At 74.4% G+C, this 14,675-nt stretch carries 11 protein-coding genes; 4 read left to right on the top strand and 7 right to left on the bottom strand.

The annotated features are described in order from the left end of the window. Positions 1–144: 144 nt before the first annotated feature. Positions 145–1,767 (top strand): alkaline phosphatase D family protein, encoded by a 1,623-nt coding sequence (locus I003_RS0112820; RefSeq protein WP_027771901.1) that lies wholly within the window; start codon positions 145–147, stop codon positions 1,765–1,767. Here I003_RS0112820 and I003_RS0112815 read toward each other — a convergent pair. The 3 genes from I003_RS0112815 to I003_RS0112805 are packed head-to-tail and all read right to left on the bottom strand — an operon-like array spanning position 1,688 to position 6,210. After that, the gene (locus I003_RS0112815) at positions 1,688–3,169 is read right to left on the bottom strand and encodes a hypothetical protein (protein ID WP_027771900.1); all 1,482 of its coding nucleotides are present in this window, start codon (positions 3,167–3,169) and stop codon (positions 1,688–1,690) included. The genes I003_RS0112820 and I003_RS0112815 overlap by 80 nt on opposite strands. Beyond that, positions 3,170–4,834 (bottom strand): LPS biosynthesis protein, encoded by a 1,665-nt coding sequence (locus I003_RS0112810; RefSeq protein WP_027771899.1) that lies wholly within the window; start codon positions 4,832–4,834, stop codon positions 3,170–3,172. A gap of 47 nt (positions 4,835–4,881) precedes the next feature. Further along, positions 4,882–6,210, bottom strand: coding sequence for a glycosyltransferase (locus I003_RS0112805; RefSeq protein ID WP_027771898.1), 1,329 nt, complete (start codon positions 6,208–6,210; stop codon positions 4,882–4,884). Between the two features lie 121 nt (positions 6,211–6,331). Between I003_RS0112805 and I003_RS0112800 the strand changes: the two genes are divergently transcribed. Further along, positions 6,332–6,817: an adenylyltransferase/cytidyltransferase family protein gene (locus I003_RS0112800; protein ID WP_027771897.1), complete on the top strand. Its 486-nt coding sequence runs from the start codon at positions 6,332–6,334 to the stop codon at positions 6,815–6,817. On the opposite strand, the gene I003_RS0112795 is transcribed toward I003_RS0112800, so the two are convergent. Then, positions 6,777–7,493 (bottom strand): CDP-alcohol phosphatidyltransferase family protein, encoded by a 717-nt coding sequence (locus I003_RS0112795; protein WP_486584199.1) that lies wholly within the window; start codon positions 7,491–7,493, stop codon positions 6,777–6,779. The two genes, I003_RS0112800 and I003_RS0112795, sit on opposite strands and share 41 nt — an antisense overlap. A 188-nt stretch (positions 7,494–7,681) precedes the next feature. Between I003_RS0112795 and I003_RS0112790 the strand changes: the two genes are divergently transcribed. Beyond that, positions 7,682–8,665 carry an SCO2278 family lipoprotein gene (locus I003_RS0112790; RefSeq protein ID WP_027771895.1) on the top strand — a complete coding sequence of 328 codons (984 nt, stop codon included), beginning with the start codon at positions 7,682–7,684 and terminating at the stop codon, positions 8,663–8,665. A 64-nt stretch (positions 8,666–8,729) separates the two neighbouring features. Here I003_RS0112790 and I003_RS0112785 read toward each other — a convergent pair whose 3' ends face one another. Next, complete coding sequence (locus I003_RS0112785) at positions 8,730–9,473, bottom strand: bifunctional DNA primase/polymerase (RefSeq protein ID WP_027771894.1); 744 nt, start codon at positions 9,471–9,473, stop codon at positions 8,730–8,732. Between the two features lie 459 nt (positions 9,474–9,932). Here I003_RS0112785 and ddaH point away from each other — a divergent pair, with 459 nt between their 5' ends. Continuing rightward, positions 9,933–10,748, top strand: a complete 816-nt coding sequence (gene ddaH, locus I003_RS0112780; protein ID WP_027771893.1) for a dimethylargininase — start codon at positions 9,933–9,935, stop codon at positions 10,746–10,748. A 4-nt stretch (positions 10,749–10,752) separates the two neighbouring features. Here ddaH and I003_RS0112775 read toward each other — a convergent pair whose 3' ends face one another. Further along, a complete protein-coding gene (locus tag I003_RS0112775) occupies positions 10,753–12,177 on the bottom strand; it encodes a small ribosomal subunit Rsm22 family protein (RefSeq protein ID WP_199784291.1) in 1,425 nt (474 codons plus the stop codon). A gap of 91 nt (positions 12,178–12,268) precedes the next feature. Next, positions 12,269–13,915: a hypothetical protein gene (locus I003_RS0112770; RefSeq protein WP_027771891.1), complete on the bottom strand. Its 1,647-nt coding sequence runs from the start codon at positions 13,913–13,915 to the stop codon at positions 12,269–12,271. Positions 13,916–14,675 lie beyond the last annotated feature (760 nt).

The following is a 14,675-nucleotide window of genomic DNA, read 5'->3' as shown; positions in this document are numbered from 1 at the left end:
ATCACCTCGGCCATGCCGTGAGTCTATGGCGCGACCACGTGAACGTCAGTTCGCCTCGAAACCGCCCTAGACGTCAACGCACTGTCACCCTGCCGATGCACAGGGTATGGACAGCGGTTGCCCCCGGCCCTTCCAATACCGCGCATGACTCCTCCTCATCCGCAGGACGCCCTGCGCGCCGCCGCCGCACACGTGACACGACGCCGCTTCCTCACCGTCACCGGTGCCGCCGCCGCGCTCGCCTTCTCCGTGGGTCTGCCGCAAGCCCACGCGGACGAACCGGCGGACCCGGCAACGGTCCGCCTGGAGCCCTTCACCCTCGGCGTCGCCTCCGGCGACCCGACCCCCGACGGCGTGGTGCTGTGGACCCGGCTCGCGCCCGCTCCGTTCGAGCCCGACGGCGGCATGCCGCCCCTCCCGTTCCTCGTCCACTGGGAGGTCGCCCACGACGAGAGGTTCCGCCGCATCGCCCGGCGCGGGCGGGAGTTGGCCCATCCCGAGTTCCACCACACCGTGCACGCCGAAGTCGACGGCCTCGCCCCGGGCCGTCGTTACTACTACCGCTTCAGACTCGGCGGCTGGACCAGCCCCGTCGGCCGTACGAGCACCGCGCCGCCGCACGACGCGCGCAACTCCGCCCTGCGCTTCGGCGCGATCGCCTGCCAGAACTACCCGGGCGGCTACTTCACCGCCTTCAGGCACCTCGCCGAAGAAGACCTCGACGTGGTCGTCCACCTCGGCGACTGGATCTACGAGGGCGCCGTCTCCTCCACCGGGGGCAGCCGCGCGTACCCCGCCGGCACGCTGCCCGACGTCTTCAACCACGAGACCGTGACGCTGGAGGACTACCGGCTGCGCTACGCCCTCTACCGCAGCGACGCCGACCTGCGCGCCGCCCAGGCCGCCCACCCCTGGATCCTCACCTGGGACGACCACGAGGTCGAGAACAACTACGCGGGTGCCGTCTCCCAGGACAACCTGCCGCCCGAGGAGTTCCTCGTCCGCCGGGCCGCCGCCTACCGGGCGTACTGGGAGAACCAGCCGCTGCGCAGGCCGCAGCGCCCGCGCGGCGCCGATCTGCGGCTGTACCGGCGGCTGCACTACGGCACGCTGGCCCAGTTCGACGTCCTCGACGGCCGGCAGTACCGCAGCGACCAGGCGTACGGCGGCATGTGGGCGCCGCCGGGACCGGACGCGGACGACCCGGCGCGCACGATGCTCGGCGAGCGGCAGGAACAGTGGCTCGCGGACGGCTGGCGCGACTCGCGTGCGCTGTGGAACATCGTGCCGCAGCAGGTCGTGATGGCCGAGCGGCGCAGTGAGCCGATCGAGGCGTACAACGTCAGCATGGACGCCTGGGACGGCTACACCGCCGCCCGCACCCGGTTCCTGGACGCGGCCGAGGAGGCGGGGGTGGAGAACCTCGTCGTCCTCACCGGCGACGTGCACGTGCACTACGCGATGGACGTCAAGCGCGACTACGCCGACCCCGGCGCACCGGCCGTCGCCGGCGAGATCGTCGCCACCTCCATCAGCAGCGGCGGCGACGGCGCCGAGCGGCCGGCGAACTACGACCGGCTCACGCAGGCCAACCCCCACATGCGGTTCTACGACGGCCGCCGCGGCTACGTGACCGTCGCGCTGGACCGGCACCAGTGCCGCGCGGACTTCCGCGTCGTGCCGTACATCACCACCGAAGGCGCCCCGATCGCGACCGCGGCTTCCTATGCGACCGAGGCCGGGCGGCCGGGACTGCACCGGGTGTGACGGCCCCGCCGGTGCCGGGCCCTGCGGTGCCGCCGGACGCCGCGGTGCCGGAACCTGCGGTGCCGCCCGGGCCGGCGGCGCCGGCCGAGCGGCTGACGGCCGCGACCCTGAGCCACAGGGCCGCGGCCTTCAGCGCCGAACCGGCGCACAGGCCCCAGGCGGCGCCGAGCACGCCCCCGGCGGCGTAGCCGGTGAGCATGCAGCCGACGGAGAGCAGGGAGAACACGACCTGGATCGGCAGCGTGCTCTCCGGGCGCAGCACGCGCAGCGTGAGCAGCGCGCTGGTGCCCAGGGCGATGCCCGCGTACTGGCTGCCCGTGGCGGGCAGCAGCGAGGACGCCGACGCCCAGGTGTCGCCGAGGAGTTCGCGGCCGGCGGAGTCCGGCAGGAAGACCAGCACGGTCGTCCAGGCGACGGCGGTGCCGGCGAGCAGGACGGCGAGGGCGGCGGCGGACCGGAGCTTGCCGCGCAGGTTCGGGATGCGGTTCATCACCGGCGGGCCGAAAGAAGTCGCGGAGTTGTACAGGACGTTCATCGGCCCGTACAAGGTGGTGGCGCCGCGCAGCGCGCCGACCGCGAGCTGGCTGGCGACGAGCCCGAGACCTATCACCGACAACTGCGTCGCCCCGTTGCCCACCGCGAACTCCACCACGAACCGGTGCCCGAGGTGCCCCCGGCGCAGATAGCGCCGCCAGTCGCCGCGGGCGCCGCGCAGCCGGTACCCGGCCAGCGCCAGGCAGAGCAGCAGTGCGGGCAGCGCGGAGGCGCCCCACACCGCGACGAGCCGGGCCGGGGACGAGCCGTCCGGCTGCAGCACGAGCGCGGGAACGGCGACGAGGAGCCGCACCAGGTCGGCGAGGAGCGCGTGGTGCGGCAGCCGGAGCGCGGAGAAGCAGTACCGCAGCACGTCGTGCAAGAGCACGACGGGGAGCACCACGCCGAGCATGGCCAGCCCGTGCGCCAGTTCGCCGGGCACCAGCGCGAGCAACAGCGCCGCCGTCCCGCCGAGCACGGTGGACGACAGCGCCGAGAACGTCACCGCCGACCGGCAGGCGGACGCGACGCCGGTGGCCGGCGGGCGCGGCGCGTCGGGGTCGGGCTCCGCCCAGGACGGGATGACCGGCCCCTCCGGCGCCGTGTCGTCGGCCGCGTCGGATCCCACGCCCGCGCCGCCCGCACCGGACCTTCCGCTCCCGCCGCCGTCGCGCTCCAGCACCAGCGCCTGGCCCACGAAGCTGCTCTGCACGCCCAGCACGACGGTGAACGTCATGTAGACGATCGAGAAGACCGCGAAGCCCTCCGCCGACGACTCCCGCGCCGCGACCACCAGCACCGCGATGTTCGTCAGCGCCGCCACGCCCTGGTCGGCGACGGAGGACGCGATCGCCCAGCGGGCGCGCATCTACCGCCGCGAGGAGCGCACGGCCCGGCTGTCGGCCGGGTAGTCCGCCCCCGTGGCCTCGGCCGGCGGCGCCGGCGCCGCCGTGCCCGCACCCGCCCCGGCGCCGCGCCCGTCGCGGCCGGCGCCTCTGCCGGACCGGCCGCGTCCGCCCGCGTCGGGCTCGCCGCTGCCGTGCGTGTGCAGCACCGCGCCGAGCACCGTGCCGCCCGCCCCCGATATCAGCTCGCGGATACGCGCCAGGTCCTCGCGGTGCACCTGCCGCGGGTCGCAGACGACGAGCACCCCGTCGACCCGGTCGGCGAGCGCCAGCGCGTCCGCGTACGACAGCACGGCCGGCGCCAGCACCACCACGACCGACCCCGGCGCGTCCGCCTCCGCGATCACCTGCGTGGCCGGCGCCGAGGTCAGGGCCCGCGCCGCGTTGCGCACGCGGGTGCCGGGGATGAGGTCGAACGCGCCGGACTCGCCCGCGTCGATCGGTATCTGCAGGCCGGTCGGCCAGCCTCCGTCCCCGCGCGAGGGCGTACGGGCCCAGCCCGGCCGCACCCCGTCGGCGGCGCTGAGCCGCGCCGACAGACTCGGGGTGCGCAGGTCCGCCTCCACGAGCAGCACCTCGTGCCCCATCTCCACGAACGACGCGGCCAGGTTGACCGAGACCGCGGCGGGGATGTCTATGCTGCCGCGCGGCGCCACCACCAGCAGCCGCCGCCGGTCGGCGAAGCGCTGGTCGTACGCCAGCCGGAAGGCCATCGAGCGGTACTCCTCGGCGACCCGGCCGGTGGCCAGCAGCCCGCCGGGCCTGCGGGTGCGCGGCAGGGTGCCGAGCACCGGCGCGTGCAGCGCCCGTACGACGTCGCTCTCCGAGCGCGCCGTGGGGTCGAAGACCAGCCGCACCCAGGCGACGAGCAGCCCGAGGCCCACGCCGAACGCTGCGCCGAGGCCCAGCAGCATGAGGATCCCCGGCCCCGCGGGCTCGGCGGGCGGCGTGGCGTCCCGCACGACGTGCCCCGGGGTGGTGTCGAGAGCCTGCAGCCTGGCGCGGTCGGCGGTGATCTGGCCGATGCTCTGGCTGAGCGAGGAGCGGGCCGACAGCGCGGACTCCAGCGCGCGGCCCTCGCCGAGCGACTCGATCTCGTCGTCGAGCGAGTCCCGCTCCGCGATCAGCGGTTTGACCTGGTCGTCGTAGGCTTCGACCATGTTGTCGATCGTCCGCTTGCTCTTGTCCTCGCGGTAGGCGAGATAGGCGGCGGCGAAGGCGTTGGAGCGCTCGGCGGCCGTCTCGGCGTCTTCTGCGCTGTAGTCGAAGCGGAGCACCAGCGTGTTGGGCGGGTTGGTGACCTGGAGGCCGTGCTGCAGCTTCTCGCCGTCCTCGGGATGGCCGATCTCCTTGGCGACGATCCTGGCCACCGCGTTGCTCGCGGCCGTCTGCCGCTCCGTGCCGATGTTCTCCTTGATGGCCGTGGCGTCGCTGCCGGAGGAGAAGGGGTCCAGGCTGACCTGGCGGAGCGTGACCTCGCTGGAGGCGATGTACTCCTCGCCGGAGGCGAGGGCGATCCACCCGCCGCCGAGCAGCCCGAGGACGACGCCCAGGACGATCATCCCGCGGTAGCGCAGCAGTTGCCGGAACTGGTCGCGCAGCAGGTCGGGCTCGTCCGGCGGCTGCATCGCGTGGCTGTCGCCCGGTACGTGCTGTGACATGGTCTCGGCCCCCCTCAACCGGTCTTGTCAGTATGCGCGACGGGCCCCGCGGCCTGCCCCCCGGCCGCCTTCCGCCTGTGGATAACCGGCCGGTTGTGGACAACCGGGCCTCCGGAGGAGCCCGGGGCTGCGTCCAGGGCTTCGTCCAGCAGCGCCGTGATCCTGCCCAGACCCGCCTCGCTGCTCAGGTGCGCCCGCACGTACACCGGCCCCCTGGCGCCCAGCGCGCCGGCCTCGCGCGGATCGCCGGCCAGCGTACGCACCGCTTCCAGCAGGGCCGCCGGATCCTCCGGCGGCACCACCACCCCCGCGCCCGAGCGCCGCATCTCCTCCGCCGTACCCCCGCCGTCGGCGACCGAGGCGACCACGGGCCGGCCGGCGGCGAAGTAGGAGGTGAGCTTCGACGGCACGCTCATGTCCAGCACCGACGCGCGCTGGGTGACCGCCAGCACGTCCGCCGCGGCCAGCACGTCGGTGAACTCCCCGGCGTCCGCGGGCGGCAGGAAGTCCAGGTTCGGCAGCCCCGCGCCCAGGGCGGCCAGGTGCTCGCGCTGGTTGCCGTCGCCCATCAGCACGACTCGCAGCGACGGATCCTTGCGGGCCGCCTCGACGAGCACCTCCAGGCCCTGCTTGAGGCCCATGTTGCCGGAGTGCAGCAGCACCGTCTGCCCGTCGCGCCACCCCAGCCGGGCGCGCATCTCCGCGCGCGGCCGGGTGGGTTCCGCCACGTGGGACCAGTTGGGGACGACACGTATCTGCTTCTCGGCCACGCCCATCGCGGCCACGCGGGGCACGAACGTCTCGTGGATCACCCCGACCAGGGACGCCCGCCGCAGCACCCGGGCCTCCACCGCGCGCGCCGCCGCGGCGGCGCGGCTCCCCCCGCGGATGCCGCTCTGTGCGGCGGCGGCGCCCATCAGGTCCTGCACGACGGGGACGTACGGCACCCCGTGGCGGCGGGCGAGCCGGGCGCCGAGCGCGCCCCCGGCCAGGCTCGGCACCTGGGCGACGACCGCGTCCGGGGCGGCCATCCGGGGCGGTGCGACGATGCCGTGGGCGAGGATGGACGCCTCGTACAGCGCGCGCCGTACGGCGGTCTGCCGCGCGGGTACGGAGTGACGGCGGCGGTGCAGACGGACGCCCGCCAGCTCCTCCTCCGTGCGCCAGACGCCGCGGTAGCCGTCGGCGACGCGCCAGTTCGGGTAGTGCGGCATGCCGGTCAGCACATGCACCTCGGCGTGACCGGTCCCGGCCCAGTGCTCGGCGATCTGCGTCGCGTACGGCCCGATCCCCGCCTGTTCCGGCGCGTAGTTGGTCGAAACCAGCAGTACCCGCGTCACCATGCCATCCCTCGTCCGCCTTCCCGAAGCCGGGTTGCACCTTATCCGTACCTGCCCGTTATGGTTGACACTCCTGGCGCGCAGGGGGTTGCGCACATATCAGGGGGAATACTTGGGGGGTGCCGTGGCGCACACGGTCGGCTATGCACCGGGGGTCTACGACCTCTTTCACGTCGGACACCTGAACATCCTCCGGCACGCGCGCAGCCGCTGCGATTATCTCGTCGCGGGCGTGGTCTCCGACGAGATGGCGCGGCTGGCGAAGGGCCGCGACCCGGTCGTACCGCTGGTCGAGCGGCTGGAGATCGTCCGCAGCATCCGGCACGTGGACGCCGCGTTCGTCGAGACCGTGCCCGACAAGCTGGAGACCTGGCAGCAGGTCCGGTTCGACGTGATCTTCAAGGGCGACGACTGGCGAGGCACGCCCAAGGGGGACAAGCTGGAGGCCGACTTCAGGACGGTGGGCGTGGAAGTGGTGTATTTCCCCTACACCGTGCACACGTCGAGCACCCAACTGCGCCGCGCGCTCGACGCTCTCGCCGACCGCGGCCCCCGTGGCGAGGCCCCCCTCAGCCCGCCGCAGACAGCTCCCGGAACCATTTCGCCGTAAAGGCGATCAGGAACAGCGCCGCCGCCGCGGCCAGCGCCGTATAGCCGGCGAGAAACGCGGTCTCGCTGCCCAGCAGCAGGAACACCGTGCAGAAGACGCCGTAGTCCACGGGCAGGAGCGCCACCGCCCGCAGCCGCGAGGGCGGCGGTGCGGGCGCGGGGCTCTGCCCGGGGGGCGGCTTCGGCTTGAGCTTGTCGGCCAGCAGCCCGCCGCAGAAGATCAGCACGGCGGCGAACTGGAAGCCGAGCGGCAGCAGCAGCCAGGCGTCGGAAGAGAGGTCGAAGAAACGGTGGAAGGAGACGAGGACGGCGGCGTGCACCGCGGTGACCTTCCCGCAGTCCACCACGTGGTCCAGCCACTCGCCGGCCGCGCTCGACTCCCGGCGCAGCCGCGCCAGTTGGCCGTCGGCCGAGTCGAGGGCGAAGCCGATGACGAGCAGTGCGTACACCGCGGCGGCAAGCCCCCAGCCGGGGCGTACCAGCGCGACGGCGGCGATCCCGCCGCCGGTGAACGCCGCGCTGAGCAGCGTCACCTGGTTCGGCCGCAGCCCGAGGACGTACGCGCCCGCCGCGCACACCCGCCCCAGCGGCCGGTTGACGTAGCGCGAGTAGAGCGAGACGCCCTTCGCCGCTTTCTGAGCTTTGCGCAACTCGCTCAGTGCCGCCCCGAATGTCATGCGCAGCATGATGATCGCTCGGACCCGTTCCGGGGAAGGGTTTCGGCCCTGCGGAGGCGAATGAGAGCCGAATCACCGTCCGCTCCACCGCCCGCCGGGCAGGATCCGGTCCCGGGCCGGTGGCCCACCGCAGAACCGGTAAGGTGACGCCGTTCCCAGCCCCCCGCGCAGGAGTCGGAGAAGAGATCATGCCGATACGCCGCTTCCGGGTGACCGTCACCGCGGTGCCGTTGCTGGCGGCGCTCCTGCTGACGCTCACGGGCTGCGTCACGGTCCACGGCGAGGAGGTGCTCCAGCCGGCCGTCAGCGAGGACGAGGCGGGCCGCGTCCTCAACCGGTTCGGGGAGCTGAACAACAAGGCCAACGAGGACTACGACCTCGACGTCAACTCCCGTATCGAGGCCGGCGGACTCCGGGAGATCGACCAGGCGGGCCTGAAGGTGCGCAAGGCGGACTACCCGGAGGGCAACCCCGACTACGAGCCGCTGGAGTTCAGCGACAGCCGGTATCTGATCCCCCAGCAGCGCGGCTGGCCGCGGTGGTTCGTCGCCGACACCCTGACCAACCGCAACGAGCTGCGCTGGCTCCTGGTCTTCGTCAAGGAGGGGCCGGAGGCACGCTGGCACGCCACCCACCTGTCATTGCTCGACGAGTCCGAGGCGGCGGCCATCGGCGAGTTCGCCGAGGACGAGGACGGCCACGTCCGCCGCGTGCCGCTGGGCGCGTCCGCGGGCCTGACCGTCGCGCCGGGGCAGTTGGGCAAGACGTACGCCGCGTATCTCAAGAACGGCGAGGGCGACGACTTCGCGCCGGGGCAGCACACCTCCGAGCGGCTCGGCTCGCGCGAGCAGTACCGGCGCACGCCCGAGTACGTCACGCAGTACGTGGACGAGGCCACCCCCGAGTACCCGCCGGTGGCGCTGCGGCTGGCCGACGGCGGGGCACTGGTGCTCTTCACCACCCGGCACTTCGTCAAGCAGACCGTGGCGGAGGGCCGCGAGGTCGAGGTGCCGTCCGCGGCCGAGCCCCTGATGAAGGGCACGCCGGAGAAGTCGCTGACGATGGAGCGGGTCTCGCAGCAGGCGGCGGTGGTGCCGCCGCGCGACGACAAGGGGGACGGGATCGTCTTCTACAACCGCCTGGAAGGGGTGGTGGGCGCCGAGGGAAGCTGACGGGCGAAGCCCGGGGTACGCCTCGGGCCCCCGGCCCGGCGCACGTCCGGCGCGGCGTGCCCGGTCAGCTCAGCGGCCAGGCCGCCTCGCGCTCCCGCTCCGCGCCCGCGTACGCCGCGCACGCATCCGTCAGTGCCTCCAGCAGCGTCAGCGGGTCCGGCAGCGGATGCTCGGGCCCGCGCAGCCAGGTCACGCCCTCGTCGCCCGGCAGCCGCGCGGGCGGAACCAGCACGTAGCTGCCGCGGCAGTGCCAGCGCAGCCCCGGGTGCTCGTCCATGGTCTCCGGGCGGCAGTCCAGCTCGCACGGCCACCACTCGTCCTCGTCCTCCGGCGTGCCCCGGGTGGAGGTGAAGAAGAGCATCCGCCCCGGCCCCGGCGCCTCCGGGCTGACCGCCACGGGACCGACCGCGACGCCCGCCGCCTCCAACTGCTCCAGCGCCCGCGTGCCCGCCTCCAGCGGCACGTCGAGCACGTCGTGGCTGCGGCCCGTGGCGGTGATGAAGTTGGCCTCCGGCTGGGCGGCGAGCCACCGCTCGACGCGCTGCGCGTCGGCGCTGGCCTGCGACTGCCAGGCGAAGGAGACGGGGTGGCGGCCGGGGGAGGGACAGCCGATGCGGTCACAGGAGCAGCCGTAGCCCTCCGGGTACGCGGCGGGGGCCAGCGGCAGGCCCGCGTCGGCGGCGGCGAGCAGCAGTTCCCTGCGCTCCGCGGCGGCCGCCTGCAGACGCTCGGCCGCGGCGGCGCTGCCGCGCGTCCGGCCGCGGCGGGTGCCGGGAAGCCACTGCGGAAACCTGCGTGCCCGTGCCATGCGTCCCCTCACCTCGGCCCGTCGTCCCTGGGGCCCGATCCTCATGCTGCCACCGGAGCGGGTGCCTGTAGGCCGATACTGTGCCACGGTATGCCATCCGGTCCGCGAGCCGCCCTCCGGTACCGAGGCGCCGGACTCCGCCGCCGCGGCCGGCCCGCTGTCCCGCCCGGACGCCCGGACCTGCGCGGATACGGCCGATCACGGGCCAGGGGGGCGCCGGGTGCCCGGGGCCGTACGCGATGAAAACGTTACCACCGCTCACGTGTGCGTATCCTGCTAAATGCACCTTTGGCGGCCCGCGGACCCCGTACGCGCTCCCGCGCCCCGCGCCGTGACCCCGCCCACCTGTGCCGCACTACTGCGCGCCCGGCCCTTCACCGGGCACCATTCGGTTACGTGCGTCGGCGCGCGCGATCCGCGGGCCGGCGCTTGGACGTCAGCAGTGAGGAGCCCTCGTTGTTGCGCACAGCCTCGGCGCGCCGGTACCTGATGTGCCCACCGGCACACTTCGCCGTCACGTACTCCATCAACCCGTGGATGGATCCCGCCAAACCCGTCGACCTCCAGCTCGCGCTCGCGCAGTGGGAGGACCTGGTCGCCCGGCAGCGCTCCCTCGGTCACACCGTGGAGCTGCTGGAACCCGACCCCGCCCTGCCGGACATGGTCTTCGCCGCCAACGGCGCGCTCGTCGTCGACGGCCGCGTGCTGGGCGCGCGCTTCGCGTACCCGCAGCGCACCGGCGAGGCGACCGCCCAGCGCCGCTGGTTCCGCGCGCACGGCTTCACCGACTACCACCTGCCGGAACACGTCAACGAGGGCGAGGGCGACTTCGCCGTCACCCGTTCCTGGATCCTCGCGGGCCGCGGCTTCCGCAGCAGCCCCGAGTCGCACGCCGAGGCGCAGGAGTACCTGGGGCGCCCGGTCATCGGCCTCGACCTGATCGACCCGCGCTTCTACCATCTCGACACCGCGCTGTGCGTCCTGGACGACTCCACCGACAGCGACGTCATGTACTACCCGGCGGCCTTCTCACCGGGCAGCCGCGACGTCCTCGCCCGGCTCTTCCCCGACGCCATCCTGGCGGGGGAGGAGGACGCGCTCGCGCTCGGCCTCAACGCCGTCAGCGACGGCCGCCACGTGCTGCTGCCGCAGGCGGCGGCCGGACTGGTCACGCCGCTGCGGGCGCGCGGCTTCGAGCCGATCCCGATGGATCTGACGGAGCTGCTCAAGGGCGGCGGCAGCGTGAAGTGCTGCACGCTGGAGCTGCGCGACTGAGCGGCTACGCCCCGTCGTGGCCGCCGTCCCCGGGCGGCGGCCACGCATCGCCCCAGCGCACGTCCCGGGCGGCGCGGTAGCGGGGGCCCTGCCGCTTGGACACCGCCGTACGGGCCAGGCCCTCGGCGGCCGTGCACAGCTCCAGCAGCACCAGGCCCTTGCGGAGCTGCGGGTGCCGGACGACGCGGCCGGCGGCCGGCGCGGTGCGGGGCGCGCCGGTGGCGTCCGTCGCGCCGGCCCCGCTCATGGCGCCGGGCCGGGCGGCGGCCACGTAGGCGAACTTCTCGTCCTCGTGCCCCAGCTCGCCGCCCTTGACCCGGCGGTGCAGCGCGGAGCGCTGCACGCGGGCGGCGAAGTGGCACCAGTCGGCGGTCCCCTCCATGGGACACGCCGCGCTGTGCGGGCACGGGGCCAGCACCTCGAACCCGGCGTCGACGAGCTGCCGGCGGGCGTCGAGCACCCGGCGGTATCCCTCGGGCGTTCCCGGCTCCACGACCACCACGGCGCCGCCGTGCGCGCTGCGCGCCGCGTCCGCGACGACGTCGCGGCGGGCGTCCGGGGGCAGCTCCCCGAGGACGTACGAAACGGTGACGAGCCCGGCCGGTGCCCACCGGGAACCCGCGGACCCGCCCGCCGGACCGCCCACGGGGCCGCTTGCCGGACCGGCCACGGGGTCGCCGTCGGAGCCGCTCGCCGAGCCGCTGCCGGGGTCGTTCGCCGAGCCGCCCTCGGGACCGGCCGGTGAGCCGGCCGCATGGCCGCTCGCCTGGTCGCTCGTCGGACCGGCCGCCTGGTCGCTCGCCTGGCCGCTGCCGGGCTCGTTCGCCGGGCCGCCGGCGGGTCCGGCCGGTGGGCCGTCCGGTCGGCCGGGCCGGGGGGCGTCCGCGGATCGGGTCCGGGCCCGGCCCGGGGCCGTGCCCAGGGCCTGGCGGCGCCACTCCGCGGCGCGTACGGACGGCGCCGCCGCGCCGGCCGCCAGCTCGCGGCCGAGCGCCAGTGCCGGTTCGGCGTGGTCGACGACGACGGTCGGGCGCGGCCGTGGCGCTCCCGGCCCGTCTCCCGGCTCTCCCGGCTCGTCTCCCGGCCCTCCTGGTCCGTCTCCTGGCCCTCCCGGCCCGTCTTCCGGCCACACGGCCGCCGCCGCCCAGACCGCGGCGCCGGTCCCGCCGCCCACGTCGAGGTGGCTGTCCGGCGCCCAGCCGGGCGCCGCGTCGGCCAGCGCGCCCAGCGCGGCGCGTACGGCCTGGAACGTGGCGGGCATCCGGTACGCGGCGTACGCTGCCACGTCGTCCCGGTCGCGCAGCGCCGGGGCGGGGCCGCCGCCCCGGTAGCCGGCGATGAGGCGGTCCACGGCCGCCCCCGCGCGCCGGGTGCCGACGCCCTCCAACTGCCGTTCGACCGCGCCCCGAAGATCATCCTCGACATCCACGCCCCGAGCCTACGGCCCGCCGCACCCCGCTGTGACGCGCCATGGGCCCCGCCCCTCACCCGCCCCCGTACCCGCCGGAAGGCGGTCCGCCTCAGCGCAGCCGCCTGCGTTCGTCCGGCCGGAACGTCGTCACCAGCGCCAGGCACAGCACCGCGATCCCGATCCGCCCGGTGGCCTGGAGCAGCGGCCCCCGCAGCAGGATGAACGAGTACCCCGCGATCAGCGGGACCACGGTCGCCATCACGTTCCCCGGGTCCCGCGACATGTGGCCGGACTCGGCGAACCTCCGGTCCGTACGCGCCGCCGCGTACCCCACCAGCAGCAGCCCGCCCGCCATGCCCAGCGGCCCGAAGTCGAGCCACAACTCGGTCCACAGCGGCGAGGACAGGTTGACGTTCGTCATCCCCATCCACGTGCCGACCTTGACGCCGGTGTCGAGCTGCTTGCCCTCCCAGACCGACCGGGGGACGAAGAAGAACACCGACGACGCCAGTTGCTTGCCGTACGTGTGCCCCGTGCCGGAGTCCACGTAGGAGATGGTGTTCGCGAACATCACCGTCTGGTCGTAGTCCTTCATCACCAGCGGCTCCAGCACGGAGCCCGACTGCGTCTGCTTCCGCCCGCCCTCGTCGTAGCGGAACTTGTCCGCGAACGGGAAGAGCAGCACCGCCATCGCCACGCCCCCCGCGAGCGCCGCCCGGTACACCACGGGACTGCGCGGGAAGGCGGTGAACAGCAGGGCGAAGGCGACCGTGAGGAACCAGTACCGCGGGTTGGAGATCGGGTTGTTGACGATCCCGTTGATCACCAGGAGCCCCGCCCACGGCAGCACCACGGACGGCTGCCGCCGGGCCCGCCGCGACATCACCAGCCAGCGCGTCAGCATCAGCAGCGCCAGCAGCGCGGGAACCGTACCGAAGCCGCGCAGGAACGCCGAGCCGACCTGGGAGCCGGACGTGCCGCCGCCGGTCAGCTCGTCGCTGATCGCCTGGCGGCTGCCGAAGAACGGCGCCGGTCCGCCGAAGGACGCGATGAGCAGCCCGCTGCCGGCGTAGGCGAGGATCACCAGCAGGTACAGGCGGCGCTTGTGGACCGAGGCCGCCGGGCGCGGCCGGCTCAGCCGCGCCTCCGAGGCGTGCCGCGAGAGCAGCGCGCCGACGTCGAAGGCGACGAAGCCGGCCAGCACCAGCGCCACCGCCATGGTGAAGTCGCCGCGGGTGCCGACGGTCGGAGTCGGGGTCTGCTCCAGCACGATCTGCGCCAGCGGCGCGACACCCATCGCGACATAGCAGAAGAGCCAGACCGTGCCCTGGATGAGGCGGCGGCGGGTGGTGAGGATCATCGCGGACAGGCGGGCCCCCGCGTAGCAGGTGGTGGCGAGCTGGAGCCAGAACACCGCGTCGCGCACGTCGGGCTGGGAGCGGCCGGCGACGGCCAGCGGCAGGACGAAGACGAGTGCGATGACGAGCGGGACGGCCAGCGCGCGGGAGAGCACGGCGCGGGGGGCGGGGCTCTTGGGGATGACGAAGGGCGCGAACGGGCGGCGCACGCGGGCGGCGGCGCCCGGTCCCGTACCAGCGCCGGGGCCCGGGTCCGTTCCCGTGTCGTCGCGGGCGCGGACGCGGCGCGCGGCCTTTGCGGCGAGCGGCGCCATCCGGATCTGCACGGTCTCGTCGAGCGGGACGCGGCTCCCGCCGTCGCCCCCGCCGGACCGCAGCCCGTCCGTTTGGTCCGCCATCGCCCCGGACTGCCCCCGCCCCGTATCGTCCCGTATCGCCGTCCCGCAACCGAAGACAGTCTAAAGAGGCGGAGGGTTGTGCCCCGGTGAGGAGGCTGCCTTTGGTTGCTCGGTGGCTCTTCACCAAGTGGGGTGTGGCGGGGGTCTGAATGCGCCGGGGCCTGTCAGGATCCGCGCCGGCGAGATGCCGACGGCAGCGCGGCCGGACCATCCCGGCGCGGGATGCCGGGAGTGCCTTGTATGGGCGTCGGTACGTCCTTCGCCGAGGCCGAGCTGGTCATGGGGCTGCTGCTTCGGGGCTGCGTAGTTCGTGGAGGGTGTGGTTCGTAGCGGGGCATCGCGAGGAGCAGGCCGGCGCGGTGGCGGACGAGACGGAGGAAGGGCCTGGGGCTCGGCGGGGGAGGCGGTGCCGGGGGTCGGCGCAGGGGTGTTCGTTGCTGTCCTCGGCCCAGGCGCCGGGACACCGCGCCCAAGGGTATGCGCCCGCTCTGACACTGGGCCCGGTCACCGGCGTCGGCGGCTGGCCGTGGTGTGCGTGGAGCGGGTCCGGGGGGTACGCGCCGGGCGGACGGTGGTTCGCCGAGCGGACCGGGGTGCGGAGGTACGCGCCGGGGCGAATGGCGGTGCGCGGGGTGGGCAGGCCCTGGGGCCGATGCCGTGGGCGCCGTTGTTCGCCCAGACCCCCATGTCCCCTCACACCCGCCCAAGGGTATGCGCCCGTACTGACAGTGGGCCCGGGTCGCCGGTGTCGGCGGCTGGC

The organism is Streptomyces sp. CNQ329 (assembly GCF_000482585.1).
The sequence above is the reverse complement of the archived record's forward strand: the minus strand, read 5'-3'. Positions and strand labels throughout refer to the sequence as shown.

Bases quoted from the DNA above. Each gene is read 5' to 3' on its own strand.
- I003_RS0112810 (WP_027771899.1), bottom strand. From the start codon at position 4,834: ATGCAGCCGCCGGACGAGCCCGACCTGCTGCGCGACCAGTTCCGGCAA.
- I003_RS0112815 (WP_027771900.1), bottom strand. From the start codon at position 3,169: ATGCGCGCCCGCTGGGCGATCGCGTCCTCCGTCGCCGACCAGGGCGTG.
- I003_RS0112795 (WP_486584199.1), bottom strand. From the start codon at position 7,493: ATGACATTCGGGGCGGCACTGAGCGAGTTGCGCAAAGCTCAGAAAGCG.
- I003_RS0112790 (WP_027771895.1), top strand. From the start codon at position 7,682: ATGCCGATACGCCGCTTCCGGGTGACCGTCACCGCGGTGCCGTTGCTG.
- I003_RS0112785 (WP_027771894.1), bottom strand. From the start codon at position 9,473: ATGGCACGGGCACGCAGGTTTCCGCAGTGGCTTCCCGGCACCCGCCGC.
- I003_RS0112770 (WP_027771891.1), bottom strand. From the start codon at position 13,915: ATGGCGGACCAAACGGACGGGCTGCGGTCCGGCGGGGGCGACGGCGGG.
- I003_RS0112820 (WP_027771901.1), top strand. From the start codon at position 145: ATGACTCCTCCTCATCCGCAGGACGCCCTGCGCGCCGCCGCCGCACAC.
- I003_RS0112805 (WP_027771898.1), bottom strand. From the start codon at position 6,210: ATGGTGACGCGGGTACTGCTGGTTTCGACCAACTACGCGCCGGAACAG.